Below are 16,238 nucleotides of genomic sequence, written 5' to 3'. Positions count from 1 at the left end.
GCTATAACACCCGGCCGCCAAGGCCAATAAATGGTGAAGGAAGATGGCGAAAACCACGCGCAGTTCGACCGCCGCCAAGGCTTCGAAGGGGAAGGCCGCAGGCAGCAGTGCATCCGCCAAGGCGAAAGCCGCTGGCGCGAAGGCGGCTGCGAAGAAGGTCGCCGTGAAGAAGGCAGCCAAGCCCGCCGCGAAGAAACCGGCGGCGAAGAAGCCTGTCGCGAAAAAGGCCGAGGCGAAGAAGGTCGCGGCGAAGAAGGCCCCGGCCAAGAAGCCGTCGCCCGCGGGCAAGCCCGCTGCGAAGAAGCCGGGGAAGCCGGTCGCGAAGAAAGCGGCCAAGCCCGTGGCCAAGAAGCCGGCAGCCAAGCCCGCCGCCAAGTCCGTCGCGAAGAAGGTGGCGAAGCCGGTCGCCAAGCCTGTGGCGAACAAGGCCGCGGCCAAGCCGGTCGCCGTTGCCAAGCCGGTCAAGGCCGCCGCTCCCCAGCCGGTGGCCGCACCGGCCAAGGCGGCGCCTGTCGAGAAGAAAACATCCCCGTCGCCCGCCGCCCTGCCGATCAAGGGCAAGGTTGCGAGCGCCACCGCCATGGTGTTGCCACGTACCACAGATACCCTGGCCAACGCATCCCACAAGTCATCGAAAAACGCATCATCCGCAATGAATAAAAAGGCAGACAAGAATTCCGACAACGGCGTCACCCGCGAAGACGGGCGCTACGCCTTGCCAGCCACCACTCAGATCGCCTTGCCCAAGGGTTACCGTCCCTCCTCCAAGGAGGAGTACATGAACCCGATGCACCTGGCCTACTTCCGCAACAAGCTGCGCGACTGGCGCGACCAGCTGGTCGAGGAATCGCGCCAGACCATGGACAACCTGCGTGACGAAGTGCGCGACGTGGGCGACGAGGCCGAGCGCGCCACCCGCGAAACCGAAAACTCGCTGGAGCTGCGCACCCGCGACCGCTACCGCAAGCTGATATCCAAGATCGACAAGGCCTTGCGCCGCATCGAGGAAGGCAGCTACGGCTACTGCGAGGAGACCGACGAGGAGATCGGCGTCGAGCGCCTCGACGCGCGTCCGATCGCCACGCTGTCGCTGGATGCGCAGGAGCGTCGCGAGCATCTGCAGAAGCAGATGGGGGATTGATGGCGGTTCCTTTGCGCTACTCCATGAGCGCAAAGATCGAACCGGCATCCATGCCGGACTCTTCAACAAAAGCCCCGCTTCGAGCGGGGCTTTTTGTGCGCGTGAACGAAAGGGAGTCCGCTCTTACACCTCGCGGCTTGCGGCCGCGGCGGCATAGCCCTTCAGTTTCGCCAGCATCGCCGCCAGTCCGTTCGAGCGCGTGGGCGAGAGGTGCTTGGCGAGGCCGATGGCCTGGATGAAGTCCGGCTCCGTGGCCACGATCTCCGCGGCCGGCCGGTCGGAATACACGCGCAGCACCAGGGCGATCAGGCCGGACACGATGGCCGAGTCGCTGGCCGCCGCGAAGTGCATCCTCGACGCGTCTCCGCCGGGCACCAGCCAGACCATCGACTGGCAGCCGTGCACGCGCCACGCCTCGGTGCGGTACTCGTCGGGGAAGGGCGGGAGTTGCCTGCCGAGGTCGATCAGGTACTGGTAGCGCTCGCTCCATTCGCTGAAGTAGGCGAATTCCCCTGCGATCTCGCGCTGCGCCTCGGCAGCGCTGCTGGTGGTGTTCGTGGCGATATCGTTCATGCGCGCATTATCGCGCGCATGCCGGCGATGCGCTAAGAACCTGCCCGGCGCCGCCTTGCGGCCCGCGCCGTGAGCTTGCGCGCAGGCCATGCGCCTCCTTCATGGCGGTCACGCCTTGGCCACGCTCCAGCGCGTGCCCTGCGCGCCGTCCTCGATGGTCACGCCCATGGCGGAGAGCTCGGCGCGGATCGCGTCGGCGCGGGCGAAGTCGCGCGCGGCGCGCGCGGCGCGGCGCTCCTCCAGCAAGGCTTCCACCCTGGCGGCATCGACCTCGTTGCCGCCGGCCTGCTTGAACCACGTCTCGGGGTCCTGCTGCAGCAGGCCGAGCAGGGCGCCGCCGCCGAGCAGGGCGGCTTTGGCCACGGGCGTGCCCTGCGCGCGGGCGGCATCGGCCAGCACGGACAGCTCGGCCAGCGCCTGCGGGGTGTTGAGGTCGTCGCACAGCGCGGCTTCGATGGCGGCGGGCACCGGCAGCTGCGCGGTGTCCACCGCGACATGCGCGAGGTCGCGCAGCACGCGGTACCAGCCGTCCAGCGTGTTCACCGATTGCGCGATGGCGGCGTCGGACCAGTCCAGCGGCTGGCGGTAGTGGCCGCTCATCAGGCGCAGGCGCAGCGCCTCGGCGGGGTGGTGCTTCAGGATCTCGTGCAGCTGCAGCACGTTGCCCAGCGACTTGGACATCTTCCTGCCGTCGAAGGTGAGCATGCCGTTGTGCAGCCACCAGCGCGCGAAGGTCTTGCCGCCGTGGGCGCAGGTGGACTGGGCGATCTCGTTCTCGTGGTGGGGGAACAACAGGTCGTTGCCGCCGGCGTGGATGTCGATGGTCTCGCCCAGGTGCTTCCCGGCCATCGCCGAGCACTCGATGTGCCAGCCGGGCCGGCCGCGGCCCCAGGGGCTGTCCCAGCCCGGCAGTTCGGGCGTGGAGGGCTTCCACAGCACGAAGTCGACGGGATTCTTTTTGTACGGCGCCACTTCCACGCGCGCGCCGGCGATCAGCTCCTCGGTGTCGCGGCCGGAAAGCGTGCCGTAGTCCGGATAGCTGGCCACGTCGAACAGCACGTGGCCTTCCGCCACATAGGCGTGGCCGCCGGCGATCAGCCGCTCGATCATCGCGACGATGGGGCCGATATGCGTGGTGGCGCAGGGCTCCACGTCCGGCGGGGCGATGCCGAGCGCCGCCATGTCCTCGCGGTAGGCGGCGGTGAACCGGCCGGTGATCGTCTCGATGCCCACGCCCTGTTCCAGCGCGGCGGCGTTGATCTTGTCGTCCACGTCGGTGATGTTGCGGGCGTACACCACGTTCGGGTAGTGCCGGCGCAGCAGCCGGGCCAGCACGTCGAACACCACCGGGCCCCGGGCATTGCCGATATGCACGTAGCTGTATACCGTAGGCCCGCACACGTACATCGTCACCCGCTGCGGATCGAGCGGGACGAAGGTCTCGGTGCGGCGGGTCAGGCTGCTGTAGAGCGAAATCGGCATCGTCGGAGTTTCCTGCGGTGGCCATGGGGGCAGGCCAGCCGCGCATCTTAACAAGGAGCCAGCGGGGGAGGCGGCACGGTGCCGCAGCCAAGGGATTCTAAGCCGCGATTCAGTGTCCCTTTGCTGCAATTCGCCATGCGGCGATTTGCGCCTGAAACACCATTCCCGGAGTCTGCAATGCTCAAGTTTCCCGTTGCCGCGCTGATGTTGGCGCTGGCCGCCACCGGCGCCCAGGCGCAGGATGCGAATTACCCGCCGCAACCGCCACCGCCGCCGCCCGGCGCGCAGTATGGCCCTCCGCAGGACGACAGCGCGCATTTCGGCTGGGCCGACGTGCTGCGGGTCGATCCGGTCTACGGTGTCACGCAGGCCGCGCCGCACCAGGAGTGCTACAACCAGCAGGTGGTGCAGCAGAACCCGGGCAACACCGCGGCCGGCACCATCCTCGGTGCGGTGGTCGGCGGCGTGCTCGGCAGCACCATCGGCAAGGGCGACGGCCGCCGCGCCGCCACGGTCGCCGGCGCGGTCGCGGGTGGTGCAGTGGGCAACAGCGTTGCCAGCAAGGGCAGCAGTTACGAAACCACCCAGACCAACTGCACCATGGTCGGTGGCCGCGAGCAGCGCCAGATCGTGGGCTACGACGTGGAATACCGCTATCGCGGCGAAGTCTACGAATCGCGCCTGGGCTACGACCCCGGCGAGCGCCTGCGCGTGCGGGTAAGCGTGACCCCCGCCGAGTGAGCGAAAGCGCCGCCTCCGGGCGGCGCCTTCGTTTTTGCCTTTGTGATCGTCCTTGGTCGCAAGGATCGCGCGGATAGCCATCCGCGGCCGCACTTCCAAAGGCATGTTGCATGGCAGCGAGAATCCCGTCATGATGATGACTCACCCGCCTGGTACTTCCATGTCCACAGCCGTCTATACCGCCAATGTCCTGACCAGCGCCCGCATGGCTGCTGGCATGACGTCGCGTGCGCGCCGACCGCTGGACGAACATTCGGCCGGGTAGGCTGTCGCGCGCTGCTGCATCACGTATCGACGAAAAACCCGGCCGGCGCGCCGGGTTTTTTTGTTTCCGGTTTCTGGTTTTGTTTCACGCGGAGCCATCCGCAAAAAAACGGCCATCCATACTGTTCACCAAGAGTGATTCCACCCATGACCATCCGCCACTTCCTCACCACCCAGGACTGGAGCCGCGCCGAGATCGACGCGCTGCTGGAGCAGGCCGCCGCGTTCAAGCGTTCGCCCGCGGGCGCGCAGCTGGCCGGCAAGTCGGTGGCGCTGCTGTTCTTCAATCCCTCGATGCGCACGCGCACCAGCTTCGAGCTGGGCGCGTTCCAGCTGGGCGGGCATGCCGTGGTGCTGTCGCCCGGCAAGGATGCATGGCCGATCGAGTTCGAACCGGGCACGGTGATGGACGGCGACACCGAGGAGCACATCGCCGAGGTGGCGCGCGTGCTGAGCCGCTACGCCGACCTGATCTGCGTGCGCGCCTTCCCGAAGTTCCAGGACTGGTCGGTGGACCGCGAGGACAAGGTCATCAAGGCGTTCGCGAAGTACGCCACGGTGCCGGTGATCAACATGGAGACGATCACCCATCCCTGCCAGGAACTGGCGCATGCGCTGGCGCTGCGCGAACACCTGGGCGACCTCACGAAGAAGAAGTACGTGCTGACCTGGACCTACCACCCCAAGCCGCTCAACACCGCGGTGGCCAACTCCGCGTTGCTGATCGCCACCAAGATGGGCATGGACGTGACCCTGCTGTGCCCCACGCCGGAATACGTGCTGGACGAACGCTACATGGAGTTTGGCCGCCTGAACGCCGAGCAGAACGGCGGCTCGCTCAAGGTCAGCCACGACATCGAGGAGGCCTACAGCGGCGCCGACGTGGTGTACGCCAAAAGCTGGGGGGCGCTGCCGTACTTCGGCAAGTGGGAACAGGAGAAGCCGATCCGCGAAGCCAACAAGCACTTCATCGTGGACGAGGCCAAGATGGCGCTGACCAACCACGGCCTGTTCAGCCACTGCCTGCCGCTGCGCCGCAACGTCAAGGCCACCGACGCGGTGATGGATGCGCCGTACTGCATCGCCATCGACGAGGCCGAGAACCGCCTGCACGTGCAGAAGGCGGTGATGGCGTCGCTGGTCGGCCAGCGCTGAGCTCGCCATGTACACGCCCAAGTCGTTCGTCGAGACGCGCGCGGAAGCCCTGCACGGGTTGATCCGCGACTACCCGTTCGCCACCGTGGTGGCGAACGCGGCGGATGGTGTCGTCGCCAATCATTTTCCGCTGGAGCTGGTGGACGGTGCGCTGCACGGCCACGTCGCACGCGGCAATGAACTGGCGAAGATGGGCGGCGCCGAGGTGCTGGCGATCTTCCAGGGGCCGCAGGGCTACGTCAGCCCGAACTGGTATCCGAGCAAGGCGGAGACGCACCGCGAAGTGCCGACCTGGAACTACGCGGTGGTGCACGTGCGTGGCCGCCTGAAGGTCGTCGAGGACGCGGCCTGGCTGCGCGCGCTGCTGGAGCGCCTCACCGACCACCACGAAGCCGCCGAGCCGCAGCCGTGGCGCGTGGCCGATGCGCCGGATGACCACGTCGAGAACCTGCTGCGAGCCATTGTCGGCATCGAGATCGCCGTCGAGCAGGTCGAGGGCAAGTTCAAGCTCAGCCAGAACCACCCGGAGCGCAACCGCCTCGGCGTGATCGCCGGCCTGCGCCGCCGCGGCAGCGACGGCGATGCGACGCTCGCCGAATGGATGGCTAGGCTGGAAGAGGGCGCGCCGTGAGCCACATGCACCGTTATCGCGTGGACGTGCTCTGGACCGGCAACCGCGGCACCGGCACCGACGGCTACCGCAACTACAGCCGCAACCACCTGATCCGCGTACCCGGCAAGCCGGAGCTGGCCGGCTCGTCCGATCCGACCTTCCGCGGCGACGCCACCCGATACAACCCGGAAGACATGCTGGTGGCCGCGTTGTCCACCTGCCACATGCTGTCCTACCTGCACATGGCCACCGTGGCCGGCGTGGTGGTCGTGGCCTACGACGACGCGGCCGAAGGCACGATGGCCACCGAGGGTGACGGCGGCCGTTTCACCGAAGTGGTGCTGCGCCCGGTGGTCACCATCCGCGCCGACAGCGACCCCGCCAAGGCGCTGGCCGCGCACGAGACTGCGCACCACGCCTGCTTCATCGCCAACTCCGTGAATTTCCCGGTGCGCTGCGAACCGCGCATCGTCGTTTCCTCCAACTGACATCTTCCCCGACCAGGATTCGCAAGCCATGAGCAAAGACATCGTCCTCGCCTTTTCCGGCGGCCTCGACACCAGCTTCTGCGTGCCCTACCTCAAGGAGCGCGGCTGGGCCGTGCACACCGTGTTCGCCGACACCGGCGGCGTGGATGCCGAAGAGCGTGCTTTCATCGAGAACCGCGCGAAGGAACTGGGCGTGGCCAGCCATGTCACCGTGGACGGCGGCCCGGCGATCTGGAGCGGTTTCGTGAAGCCCTTCGTGTGGGCGGGTGAGGGCTACCAGGGCCAGTATCCGCTGCTGGTGTCGGACCGCTACCTGATCGTGGAGGCCGCGCTGAAGCGCGCCGCGGAACTGGGCACGCGCGCCATCGCGCACGGCTGCACCGGCATGGGCAACGACCAGGTGCGCTTCGACCTCGCGGTGAAGTCGCTGGGCGACTACGAGATCGTGGCGCCGATCCGCGAGATCCAGAAGGAGCACACGCAGACGCGCGCCTACGAGCAGAAGTTCCTCGAAGAGCGCGGCTTCGGCGTGCGCGCCAAGCAGCAGGCCTACACCATCAACGAGAACCTGCTCGGCGTCACCATGTCCGGCGGCGAGATCGACAAGTGGGAAGCTCCGGGCGAGGGCGCGCGCGGCTGGTGCAAGCCGCGCGCCGAATGGCCGGTCGCGCCGCTGCGCGTGAAGATCGGTTTCGAAAAAGGCGAGGCGGTGTCGCTGGACGGCGAGAAGCTCGCCGGCCACAAGATCCTGGCCAAGCTCAATGCGCTGTTCGCGCCCTACGGCGTGGGCCGCGGCCTCTACACCGGTGACACCACCATCGGCCTCAAGGGCCGCATAATCTTCGAGGCACCGGGCCTGATCTCCCTGCTGACTGCGCACCGCGCGCTGGAAGAGGCCGTGCTGAGCAAGCAGCAGAACCGCTTCAAGCCGGACGTGGCGCGCAAGTGGGTGGAAGTGGTGTACGAAGGCTTCTTCCACGATCCGCTGAAGGCCGACCTGGAGGCCTTCCTCGCTTCCAGCCAGTCCACCGTCAACGGCGAGGTCACGCTGGAGACCAATGGCGGCGTGGTCAACGCCGTGGCGATCGAATCGAAGCACATCCTCAACGCCAAGGGCGCCACCTACGCGCAGTCGGCCGATTGGGGCGTGGCCGAGGCCGAAGGCTTCATCAAGCTGTTCGGCATGAGCAGCACGCTGTGGGCGGAGGTCAACCGCTGACATGTTCGCCTCCCTGTTCGCGTACAAGGCGTGGGCGAATGCGCAGATGCTGGAGGCCATGGCCGCCATCGACGGTGATCGTCATGCGGAGCAGCGCCGCAAGGCCATCCGCGTGATGAACCACACGTTCGTGGTGGACCGGATCTTCGCCGCACATCTGCTGGGCGAGCCGCACCCGTACACCGCCACCAACACCGAGGAAACGCCGGAACTTCCGGCGTTGACGGCAAGCATCCGCGCCAGCGATGCGTGGCTGGTCGGCTATGCGCGCGATTTGCCCGTGGAACGCATGGACGAACGCATCCGCTTCCGTTTCACCGACGGCAAGGCGGGCGAGATGTCGCACGCCGAAATGCTGCAGCACCTGATCGTGCATGGCGCGTATCACCGCGGCGCGGTCGGGCAGATCCTCGATGCCTTGTCGCTGCCGCGCCCCGCCGACACGATCAACGTCTACCTGCACGCGGCGGAGCCGTCGCGCCGCGAACACGGGAGCGTTGCCTGATGGGCGCACTGCAGATCAGTACGGACAAGGAGCGGCTCGATATCGGGCTGATCCACCGCTTCCTCACCACCGAGGCTTACTGGAGCCGCGGCATTCCGCGCGAGACGGTGGAACGGGCCATCGCCGGTTCGCTGTGTTTCGGCGGCTATGTCGATGGACGCCAGGTGGCGTTCGCACGTGTGGTCACCGATTGCGCCACGTTTGCCTACCTGGCGGACGTGTTCGTGCTGTCGGAACACCGCGGGCAGGGCCATTCCAAGGCGCTGATGACGGCAGTGATGGCGCATCCGCAATTGCAGGGGCTGCGCCGCTTCAGCCTGGCCACCGGTGACGCGCATGGCTTGTATGCCGGCTTCGGTTTCACCGCGCCCGCGCGGCCGCAGAACCTGATGGAAAAACTCGATCAGGACGTCTACACCAGAGCATCAGGCCAGCCATGAATCCGTTGCTGCAATCCACACTGGAACACCTCAAGGCGCTGGTGTCGTTCGACACCCGCAATCCGCCGCGTGCGATCACCACGGGTGGCATCTTCGACTACATCCGCGCGCAATTGCCCGGCTTCGACATCACGGTGACCGACCACGGCGCTGGTGCGGTCGGTCTGCACGCGGTGCGCGGCCAGCCGAAGTTGCTGTTCAACGTGCACCTGGACACGGTGCCCGATTCGCCGGCGTGGACGGCCAGCCCGCACGAACTGCGCGTGACGGCGGACCGTGCTATCGGCCTCGGTGCCTGCGATATCAAGGGCGCGGCGGCGGCGCTGCTCGCGGTGGCGAACGCCAGCTCTGGCGACATGGCGTTGCTGTTCACCACCGACGAAGAGGCCAATGATCCGCGTTGCATCGCCGGCTTCCTGCGCGATTTTCCCCCTCTCCCTCCGAGAGAGGGGAGTTATCAGGCGGTGATCGTGGCCGAGCCCACTAAGGGCGAAGCCGTACTGGCCCACCGTGGCATCCAGTCCGTATTGATGCGCTTTGCCGGCCACGCCGGCCACGCCTCGGGCGAGCAGAAACCCAGCGACAGCGCGCTGCACCAGGCAGTGCGCTGGGGCGATGCCGCGCTGGATTTCGTGGCCGCGCAATCGCATGAGCGCTTCGGCGGGCTCACCGGTCTGCGCTTCAACATCGGCCGCATCGAAGGCGGCATCAAGGCCAACATGATCGCGCCCAGTGCCGAGGTGCGCTTCGGCATGCGGCCGTTGCCGACGATGCATCCCGACGGCCTGCTCGAACGCTTCCGTGCGCTGGCCGAGCCCGCGCCCGCGCATTTCGAGGAAACCTTCCGCGGACCCTCGCTGCCGGCAGGCGACACCGCCACTGCCGAGGCGCGCCGGTTGGCCGCGCGCGACCTGGCCGACGAGCTGGAGATCCCCGTGGGCAACGCGGTGGATTTCTGGACCGAGGCCTCGCTGTTCTCGGCCGCCGGCTACATCGCCTTCGTCTATGGACCCGGTGACATCGCGCAGGCGCATACCGCCGACGAGTGGGTGGCGCTGGATCAGTTGCAGCATTACGCCGAAACGATTTTTCGCCTCATTGAGAAGTGCGGCCACGGAAGGCCGCTTTTTGACTCTGGCGTTCACGGATGAGCGCACGGGAAAACACAAAAATGGAAACGCACAAGCACACCCGCAAGACCATCGTGCGCCTGTTGTCGAGCATGGGCAGCGCGAAGGAAATCCAGCAGTACCTCAAGCGCTTCTCCGAGCTGGACTCCAAGCGCTTCGCCGTGGTGAAGGTCGGCGGCGCGGTGCTGCGCGACGAGCTGCAGGACCTCGCCTCCTCGCTCACCTTCCTGCAACAAGTGGGCCTCACGCCCATCGTGCTGCACGGCGCCGGCCCGCAGCTGGACGAGGAGCTGTTCGCCGCCGGCATCGTCAAGCAGACGGTGAACGGCCTGCGCGTCACCTCGCCGAAGGCACTGGGCATCGTGCGCAAGGTGTTCATGCAGCAGAACCTCAAACTGGTCGAGGCGTTGCAGGCGATGGACACGCGCGCCACCGCCGTGCCTTCGGGCGTGTTCATGGCCAGCTACCTCGATCGCGATCAGCTCGGCATGGTGGGCAAGGTGGAGGGCATCAACCTCGCGCCGATCGAGGCCAGCTTGCGTGCGAACTCGATCCCGGTGATCGCGAGCCTGGGCGAAACCGACGAAGGGCAGATCCTCAACATCAACGCCGATGTCGCCGCCAACGAACTGGTGCGCGTGCTGCAGCCGTACAAGATCGTGTTCCTCACCGGCACCGGCGGCCTGCTCGACGGCGAGGGCAGGCTGATCGACTCGATCAACCTCAGCACCGAGTACGAACACCTGATGGCGCAGCCGTGGATCAACGGCGGCATGCGCCTGAAGATCGAACAGATCGCCGACCTGCTGAACAGCCTGCCGCTCACCTCGTCGGTGTCGATCACGCGCCCCGCCGAGCTGGCCAAGGAACTGTTCACCCACAAGGGCTCGGGCACGCTCGTGCGGCGTGGCGAGAAGGTGCTGCGTCTCGAGTCGTGGGACGGCATCGACCGGGCGCGCATGCGCGAGCTGATCGAATCCAGCTTTGGCCGCGAACTGGTGGCGGATTACTTCGATCGCACCACGCCGTACCGCATCTACGTGAGCGAGAACTACCGCGCGGCGATGATCCTCACCATGGAGGGCGGCTTGCCTTACCTCGACAAGTTCGCCGTGCTCGACGACGCGCAGGGCGAAGGCCTGGGCCGCGCCGTGTGGCAGGTGATGCGCGAGGAGAATCCGCAGCTGTTCTGGCGCTCGCGCCACGGCAACCAGGTCAACATCTTCTACTACGCCGAATCCGAGGGCTGCCTCAAGCAGCCGAAGTGGAAGGTGTTCTGGTACGGCCTCGACGGCAACTTCGACACCATCGCACGCTGCGTGGCGCATTGCGCGCAGCGGCAGCCGACGCTGATTGGATGACAGAAATGACGCAGCAGAAGAAAAGCATCGGCATCGTCGGCGCGCGCGGCCACACCGGCGCGGAACTGATCCGCCTGGTCGCGGCGCACCCGGCACTGGAGCTGCGCTTCGTCTCCTCGCGCGAGCTGGATGGCCAGCGCGTCAGCGAACACAGCGACGCCTACACGGGTGAGCTGCGCTACGAGAACCTCGATCCCGCCGCCGTGGCGGCGAAGCGCGCCGACGTGGTGATCCTCGCCTTGCCCAACGGCAAGGCCGCGCCCTACGTGGAAGCCATCGACAAGGCCGCGCCGGATACCGTGGTGGTCGATCTTTCCGCCGATTACCGCTTCGACAAGGCGTGGTACTACGGCCTGCCCGAGCTCACGCGCAACAAATGGCGTGGCGAGAAGCGGATCAGCAACCCGGGTTGTTATGCCACCGCGATGCAGCTTTCGATCGCGCCGCTGAAGGACCTCCTTGCCGCGCCGCCGGTGTGCTTCGGCGTGTCCGGCTATTCCGGCGCGGGCACCACGCCTTCGGACAAGAACGATCCGGAAAAACTGCGCGACAACCTGATGCCGTACGCGCTCACCGGCCACACGCACGAAAAGGAAGTCAGCTTCCAGCTCGGCCTGCCGGTGGAGTTCATGCCGCACGTGGCGCCGCATTTCCGCGGCCTTACTGTCACCACCAATCTCTACCTCGCCAAGCCCTTGAAGCGCGAAGACGTGCTGGCGCGTTTCCATCATGCCTACGGCGCCGAGAAGCTGGTGAGCGTGCTGGACGAGGCGCCGTGGGTAAGCCGCATCGCCCACAAGCACCACGTCGAGATCGGCGGCTTCGCGCTCTCGGCCGACGGCAAGCGCGTGGTGGTGGTGGCCACGCTGGACAACCTGCTCAAGGGCGCGGCCACGCAGGCCATGCAGAACGTCAACCGCGCGATCGGCGTGGACGAATACACCGCCATTCCCGCGTAGGAGCGCACCCTGTGCGCGAAACACGTCGCCGTAACTCACATCAAAGCCATCGCGCACAGGGTGCGCTCCAACAGGACCTTTCACGATGACGCAGCCGTTGTGGCAAAAATCCGGCATCCAGATCGACGCGAAGATCATGCGTTTCCTCGCCGGCGACGACGTGATCCTGGATCGCGAGTTCTTCCTGCACGACATCGCCGCCAGCAAGGCCCATGTGGAAGGGCTGGCCAACATTGGCGTGGTGAGCGCTGACGAAGCCGCCGCGCTGAAGCGCGAGCTCGATGCATTGGCGGATGACTTCAAGAGCGGCGCCTTCGTGCTGGACGAGCGCTACGAGGATTGCCATTCCGCCATCGAGGCCCGGCTCACCGAGCGGCTGGGCGATGCCGGCCGCCGCGTGCATACCGGGCGCAGCCGCAACGACCAGATCCTGGTCGCCACGCGGCTGTGGCTGAAGGAAAAGCTCGAAGCACTGGAGACGCACTGCCGCGCGATCGCGCAGGTCTGTCTCGAACGCGCCGCGCAGCCGGCGATCCCGCTGCCGGGCTACACCCACCTGCAACGCGCCGTGGTCTCGTCCACCGCGATGTGGTTCGCCGGCTTCGCCGAGGGCTTCATCGACAACGCCTTCCGTGCCCGCGGCACGCGCGAGCTGATCGACGCCAACCCGCTGGGCACCGCCGCCGGCTACGGCGTCAACCTGAAGCTGGACCGCGAACACACCACCGCCGCGCTCGGCTTCATGCGCATGCAGGTGTCGCCGATCTATGCGCAGCTTTCGCGCGGCAAGTACGAGATGGCGGTGCTGGAGGCGATCGGCGCGGCCATGCTCGACACGCGCCGGCTGGCCTGGGACCTGTCGCTGTTCACCACCGCCGAATTCGATTTCGTGAAGCTGCCGTCGCAATACACCACCGGCAGCTCGATCATGCCGAACAAGCGCAACCCCGACGTGGTGGAACTGCTGCGCGCCAGCTACGCCAGCGTGGCCGCCGCGCGCACCGAGATCGAGCAGCTGTTGTCGCTGCCGTCCGGCTACCAGCGCGACCTGCAGTTCTCCAAGGGCTCGATCTTCCATGGCGTGCGCCATGGCCTGATGGCGCTGGAACTGGTGCCCGACCTGCTGGCGCGGCTGGAGTGGAACGAGGGCGCGATGCGCGCGGCGATCGAGCCGGCGATGTACGCCACCGACGTGGCGATCGAGCAGGCCGCCGCCGGCGTGCCGTTCCGCGACGCCTATCGCGCCGCGGCCGACGCGGCGGCTTCGGCGGGGCAGGGGCGCAGCCCCGAGGCCAGCCTCGCGCAACGCGTGTCGCCGGGTGCCGGCCACGACCTGCGGCTGCAGGAATTGCATGCTAGGCTTGGACGTCTGGACGTCTAAACGGAGAAGGTCATGGGTGCGGTCGGTACGCACAATGCCGGTCATTGCCGCTGGGGGCGGGGCTGCGACGGCTGGCACCTGCTGGCAGGCGACGACCTCGGCGTGATCGAGGAGCGCATGCCGCCCGGCACGGCCGAGCAGCGCCATCGCCACGCGCATGCGCGGCAGTTCTTCTGCTTGCTGGAAGGCGAGGCTGTGCTGGAGCTGGAGGGTGCGCCGCACCGGCTGCGGCATGGCGAAGGCCTGCACGTACCGCCCGGCGCGGCGCACCAGATGCGCAACGACAGCGGCGCCGACGCGCGCTTCCTGGTGGTGTCGGCGCCGAAGAGCCACGGCGACCGCATCGCCGCGCCATTGGAGGATGCACCATGAGCGCGCTGTTGCCCGAACAGCCGTTGCCGGAATGGCGCTGCGCCGTGCTCAAGGTCGGCAGCAACCTGCTGGCGGCGGATGGCGGCGGCCTGACGGAGCGCTATGCCGCGGCGCTGGCCGGCTTCATCGGCGCCAGCCACGCCGCGGGACGCAAGGTAGTGCTGGTGTCCTCCGGCGCGGTGGCCGCGGGGCGCGCTCTGCTGCGCGAGCATGCGCCGGCCGCGGGCGACCTGGCGGCGCGGCAGGCCCTGGCCGCGCTGGGGCAGGCGCCGATGATCGCCCTGTGGCAGTCGCTGTCCGCGCGCCCGGTGGCGCAGGTGCTGCTCACCCACGACGACCTGCGCAACCGCCGCCGCTACCTCAACGCGCGCGCCACGCTGCGCGGTTTGCTGGCGCTGGACGTGCTGCCGGTGGTGAACGAGAACGACACCGTGGCGGTGGACGAGCTGAAGCTGGGCGACAACGACAACCTCGCCGCCATCGTCGCCGCCCTGGTCGATGCCGACCTGCTGCTGATCGCCTCGGACATCGATGCGCTGTACAGCGCCGATCCGCGCCGCGATCCGGAGGCGGCCCCGATTGCCCGCGTCGAGGCGCTCACGCCGGAAGTGCTGGCGATGGCGGGCGGCAGCGGCAGCGTGGTCGGCACCGGCGGCATGCGCACCAAGCTGGAGGCGGCGGGCAAGGCCGCCACGGCGGGCATCCCCACCGTGCTGTTCAGCGGACGCGATGCGTCGACGGTGGAAGCGCTCGGCCGCGACCGCCTGCTCGGCACCTTGGTCGATGCCGCCGCGACGCGCATGCAGGCCCGCAAGTACTGGCTGCGCCATGCGCCGGCCGCGACAGGGTGCATCAGCGTGGATGCCGGCGCGGCGCGTGCACTGGCCGGCGGCCGCGCGTCGCTGCTGCCGGGCGGCATCGCCGGCGTGCAGGGCGAGTTCCAGCGCGGCGACCTGGTGGAAATCGTGGATGGCGACGGCAAGGCCGTGGCGCGCGGTCTCTGCCAATACGCCGCGGGCGAGGTGCGCCGGCTCGCCGGCCGGCACAGCCGCGACATTGCGGCCGTGCTGGGTTACAGCTACGGCAACGAGGTGGTGCATCGCGACGACCTCGTCGCCATCGAAACCGCGGGAGGCATGGCCGCATGAGCGGAATCCGTACCCAGGCCCTGGCCTGCCGTGATGCCGTGCCGGCGATTGCCGCGCTGGACAGCGCCGCCAAGGTCGCGCTGCTGCGCGACATGGCCGTGGCCCTGGAGGCCCGCTGCGCCGACGTGCTCGCCGCGAACGCGCAGGACATGGCGCAGGCGGCCGCCAAGGGCGTGCAGGGCGCGATGCTGGACCGCCTGCGGCTGGACGAAACGCGCGTGGCGGGCATCGCCAACGCCTTGCGCGAAGTGGCCGAACTGCCCGATCCGGTCGGCCAGGTGACGCGGCGCGAGACGCGCCCGAACGGCCTCGCGGTGGAGCGCGTGCGCATACCGCTGGGCGTGGTGGCGATGATCTACGAGGCGCGCCCCAACGTCACCGCCGATGCCGCCGCGCTGTGCCTGAAGGCCGGCAACGCGGTGGTCCTGCGCGGCGGCTCCGAGGCGATCCATTCCAACGCCGCCATCGCCGCCGCGCTGCACGACGCCTTGCGCGCGCACGGCCTGCCGACGGCGGCGGTGACGCTGGTGGAAGACCTGCGCCGCGAGACCATGGTCGAGTTGCTGCAACTGACCGACATCGTCGATCTCGCCATCCCGCGCGGCGGCGAAGGCCTGATCCGCTTCGTCGCCGAGCATGCCCGCGTGCCGGTGATCAAGCACTACAAGGGCGTGTGCCACTTGTACGTGGACCGCGGCGCCGACCTCGATCTCGCGCTGGACCTGCTGGTCGACGGCAAGACCTCGCGCCCCGGCGTGTGCAACGCGCTGGAAACCCTGCTGGTGCATCGCGACGTGGCCGCCGATTTCCTGCCGCGCGCCGGGCAGGCTTTGCGCGAACGCGGCGTGGAACTGCGCGGCGATGCGCGCACCCGCGAACTGCTGCCTGACGCGAAGCCCGCCACCGACGACGACTACGCCGCCGAATTCCTCGCGCTGGTCATCGCCGTGCGGGTGGTGGACGATCTCGATGCCGCCATCGCCCACATCCGCCGCCACGGCTCCGACCATACCGAAGTCATCGCCACCCGCGACGAGGCCGCCGCGCGGCGCTTCGTGCAGGCGATCCGTTCCGCCGTGGTGATGGTCAACGCCTCGTCGCGCTTCAGCGACGGTGGTGAACTGGGGCTGGGCGCGGAGATCGGCATCTCCACCACGCGCCTGCACGCCTATGGGCCGATGGGGGCGGAGTCGCTCACCATCGAACGCTTCGTGGTGCGCGGCGCGGGGCAGGTGCGGCACGCGGCAAGCCGCGTGAAGTAGTGCA

The 16,238-nt window shown here is 68.0% G+C and carries 17 protein-coding genes; 15 read left to right on the top strand and 2 right to left on the bottom strand.

All coding sequences use genetic code 11. The annotated features are described in order from the left end of the window. The first annotated feature begins 43 nt into the window (after positions 1-43). Complete coding sequence (dksA, locus tag IHE47_RS09175; RefSeq protein ID WP_192105593.1) at positions 44-1,141, top strand: RNA polymerase-binding protein DksA; 1,098 nt, start codon at positions 44-46, stop codon at positions 1,139-1,141. A 123-nt stretch (positions 1,142-1,264) separates the two neighbouring features. Here the strand turns inward: dksA and IHE47_RS09170 are convergent, their stop codons facing one another. Both IHE47_RS09170 and cysS read right to left on the bottom strand, forming a co-directional pair. Next, complete coding sequence (locus IHE47_RS09170; RefSeq protein ID WP_192105592.1) at positions 1,265-1,714, bottom strand: SufE family protein; 450 nt, start codon at positions 1,712-1,714, stop codon at positions 1,265-1,267. 108 nt (positions 1,715-1,822) lie between these two features. After that, positions 1,823-3,196: a cysteine--tRNA ligase gene (gene cysS, locus IHE47_RS09165; protein ID WP_192105591.1), complete on the bottom strand. Its 1,374-nt coding sequence runs from the start codon at positions 3,194-3,196 to the stop codon at positions 1,823-1,825. 177 nt (positions 3,197-3,373) lie between these two features. On the opposite strand from cysS, the gene IHE47_RS09160 reads away from it, so the two are divergent. The 14 genes from IHE47_RS09160 to IHE47_RS09095 all read left to right on the top strand — a co-directional run bounded on the left by IHE47_RS09160 (position 3,374) and on the right by IHE47_RS09095 (position 16,234). After that, positions 3,374-3,937, top strand: a complete 564-nt coding sequence (locus IHE47_RS09160) for a glycine zipper 2TM domain-containing protein (protein WP_192105590.1) — start codon at positions 3,374-3,376, stop codon at positions 3,935-3,937. Positions 3,938-4,348: 411 nt separating this feature from the next. Next, positions 4,349-5,356, top strand: a complete 1,008-nt coding sequence (locus IHE47_RS09155; protein ID WP_192105589.1) for an N-acetylornithine carbamoyltransferase — start codon at positions 4,349-4,351, stop codon at positions 5,354-5,356. A 7-nt stretch (positions 5,357-5,363) separates the two neighbouring features. Further along, on the top strand, positions 5,364-5,987 hold the full coding sequence (locus tag IHE47_RS09150; protein WP_192105588.1) for an FMN-binding negative transcriptional regulator: 624 nt from the start codon (positions 5,364-5,366) through the stop codon (positions 5,985-5,987). Next, the gene (locus tag IHE47_RS09145; RefSeq protein ID WP_192105587.1) at positions 5,984-6,457 is read left to right on the top strand and encodes an OsmC family protein; all 474 of its coding nucleotides are present in this window, start codon (positions 5,984-5,986) and stop codon (positions 6,455-6,457) included. The genes IHE47_RS09150 and IHE47_RS09145 overlap by 4 nt, the downstream gene beginning before the upstream one ends. A gap of 28 nt (positions 6,458-6,485) precedes the next feature. Then, the gene (locus IHE47_RS09140) at positions 6,486-7,676 is read left to right on the top strand and encodes an argininosuccinate synthase (RefSeq protein WP_192105586.1); all 1,191 of its coding nucleotides are present in this window, start codon (positions 6,486-6,488) and stop codon (positions 7,674-7,676) included. Between the two features lies 1 nt (position 7,677). Further along, positions 7,678-8,181, top strand: coding sequence for a DinB family protein (locus IHE47_RS09135; RefSeq protein ID WP_192105585.1), 504 nt, complete (start codon positions 7,678-7,680; stop codon positions 8,179-8,181). Beyond that, the gene (locus IHE47_RS09130; RefSeq protein WP_192105584.1) at positions 8,181-8,621 is read left to right on the top strand and encodes a GNAT family N-acetyltransferase; all 441 of its coding nucleotides are present in this window, start codon (positions 8,181-8,183) and stop codon (positions 8,619-8,621) included. The genes IHE47_RS09135 and IHE47_RS09130 overlap by 1 nt, the downstream gene beginning before the upstream one ends. Further along, positions 8,618-9,772: an acetylornithine deacetylase gene (locus tag IHE47_RS09125; RefSeq protein ID WP_192105583.1), complete on the top strand. Its 1,155-nt coding sequence runs from the start codon at positions 8,618-8,620 to the stop codon at positions 9,770-9,772. The genes IHE47_RS09130 and IHE47_RS09125 overlap by 4 nt, the downstream gene beginning before the upstream one ends. Positions 9,773-9,792: 20 nt before the next feature. Next, the gene (locus tag IHE47_RS09120) at positions 9,793-11,112 is read left to right on the top strand and encodes an acetylglutamate kinase (RefSeq protein ID WP_192105582.1); all 1,320 of its coding nucleotides are present in this window, start codon (positions 9,793-9,795) and stop codon (positions 11,110-11,112) included. Between the two features lie 5 nt (positions 11,113-11,117). Next, on the top strand, positions 11,118-12,071 hold the full coding sequence (gene argC, locus IHE47_RS09115) for an N-acetyl-gamma-glutamyl-phosphate reductase (RefSeq protein ID WP_192105581.1): 954 nt from the start codon (positions 11,118-11,120) through the stop codon (positions 12,069-12,071). Positions 12,072-12,156: 85 nt separating this feature from the next. Beyond that, a complete protein-coding gene (gene argH / locus IHE47_RS09110) occupies positions 12,157-13,452 on the top strand; it encodes an argininosuccinate lyase (protein ID WP_192105580.1) in 1,296 nt (431 codons plus the stop codon). 12 nt (positions 13,453-13,464) lie between these two features. Beyond that, the gene (locus IHE47_RS09105) at positions 13,465-13,824 is read left to right on the top strand and encodes a cupin domain-containing protein (protein WP_192105579.1); all 360 of its coding nucleotides are present in this window, start codon (positions 13,465-13,467) and stop codon (positions 13,822-13,824) included. Continuing rightward, entirely contained in the window at positions 13,821-14,972 is a 1,152-nt protein-coding gene (gene proB / locus IHE47_RS09100; protein ID WP_192105578.1) for a glutamate 5-kinase, read from the top strand. The genes IHE47_RS09105 and proB overlap by 4 nt, the downstream gene beginning before the upstream one ends. After that, the gene (locus IHE47_RS09095) at positions 14,969-16,234 is read left to right on the top strand and encodes a glutamate-5-semialdehyde dehydrogenase (RefSeq protein ID WP_192105577.1); all 1,266 of its coding nucleotides are present in this window, start codon (positions 14,969-14,971) and stop codon (positions 16,232-16,234) included. The genes proB and IHE47_RS09095 overlap by 4 nt, the downstream gene beginning before the upstream one ends. The last annotated feature ends 4 nt before the right edge of the window (positions 16,235-16,238 follow it).

Origin of the sequence: Rhodanobacter sp. DHB23, from assembly GCF_014842975.1 — a bacterium.
GTDB lineage: Bacteria > Pseudomonadota > Gammaproteobacteria > Xanthomonadales > Rhodanobacteraceae > Rhodanobacter_A.
Note: the sequence above shows the minus strand (reverse complement) of the source record. Positions and strands in the feature narration are given on the sequence as shown.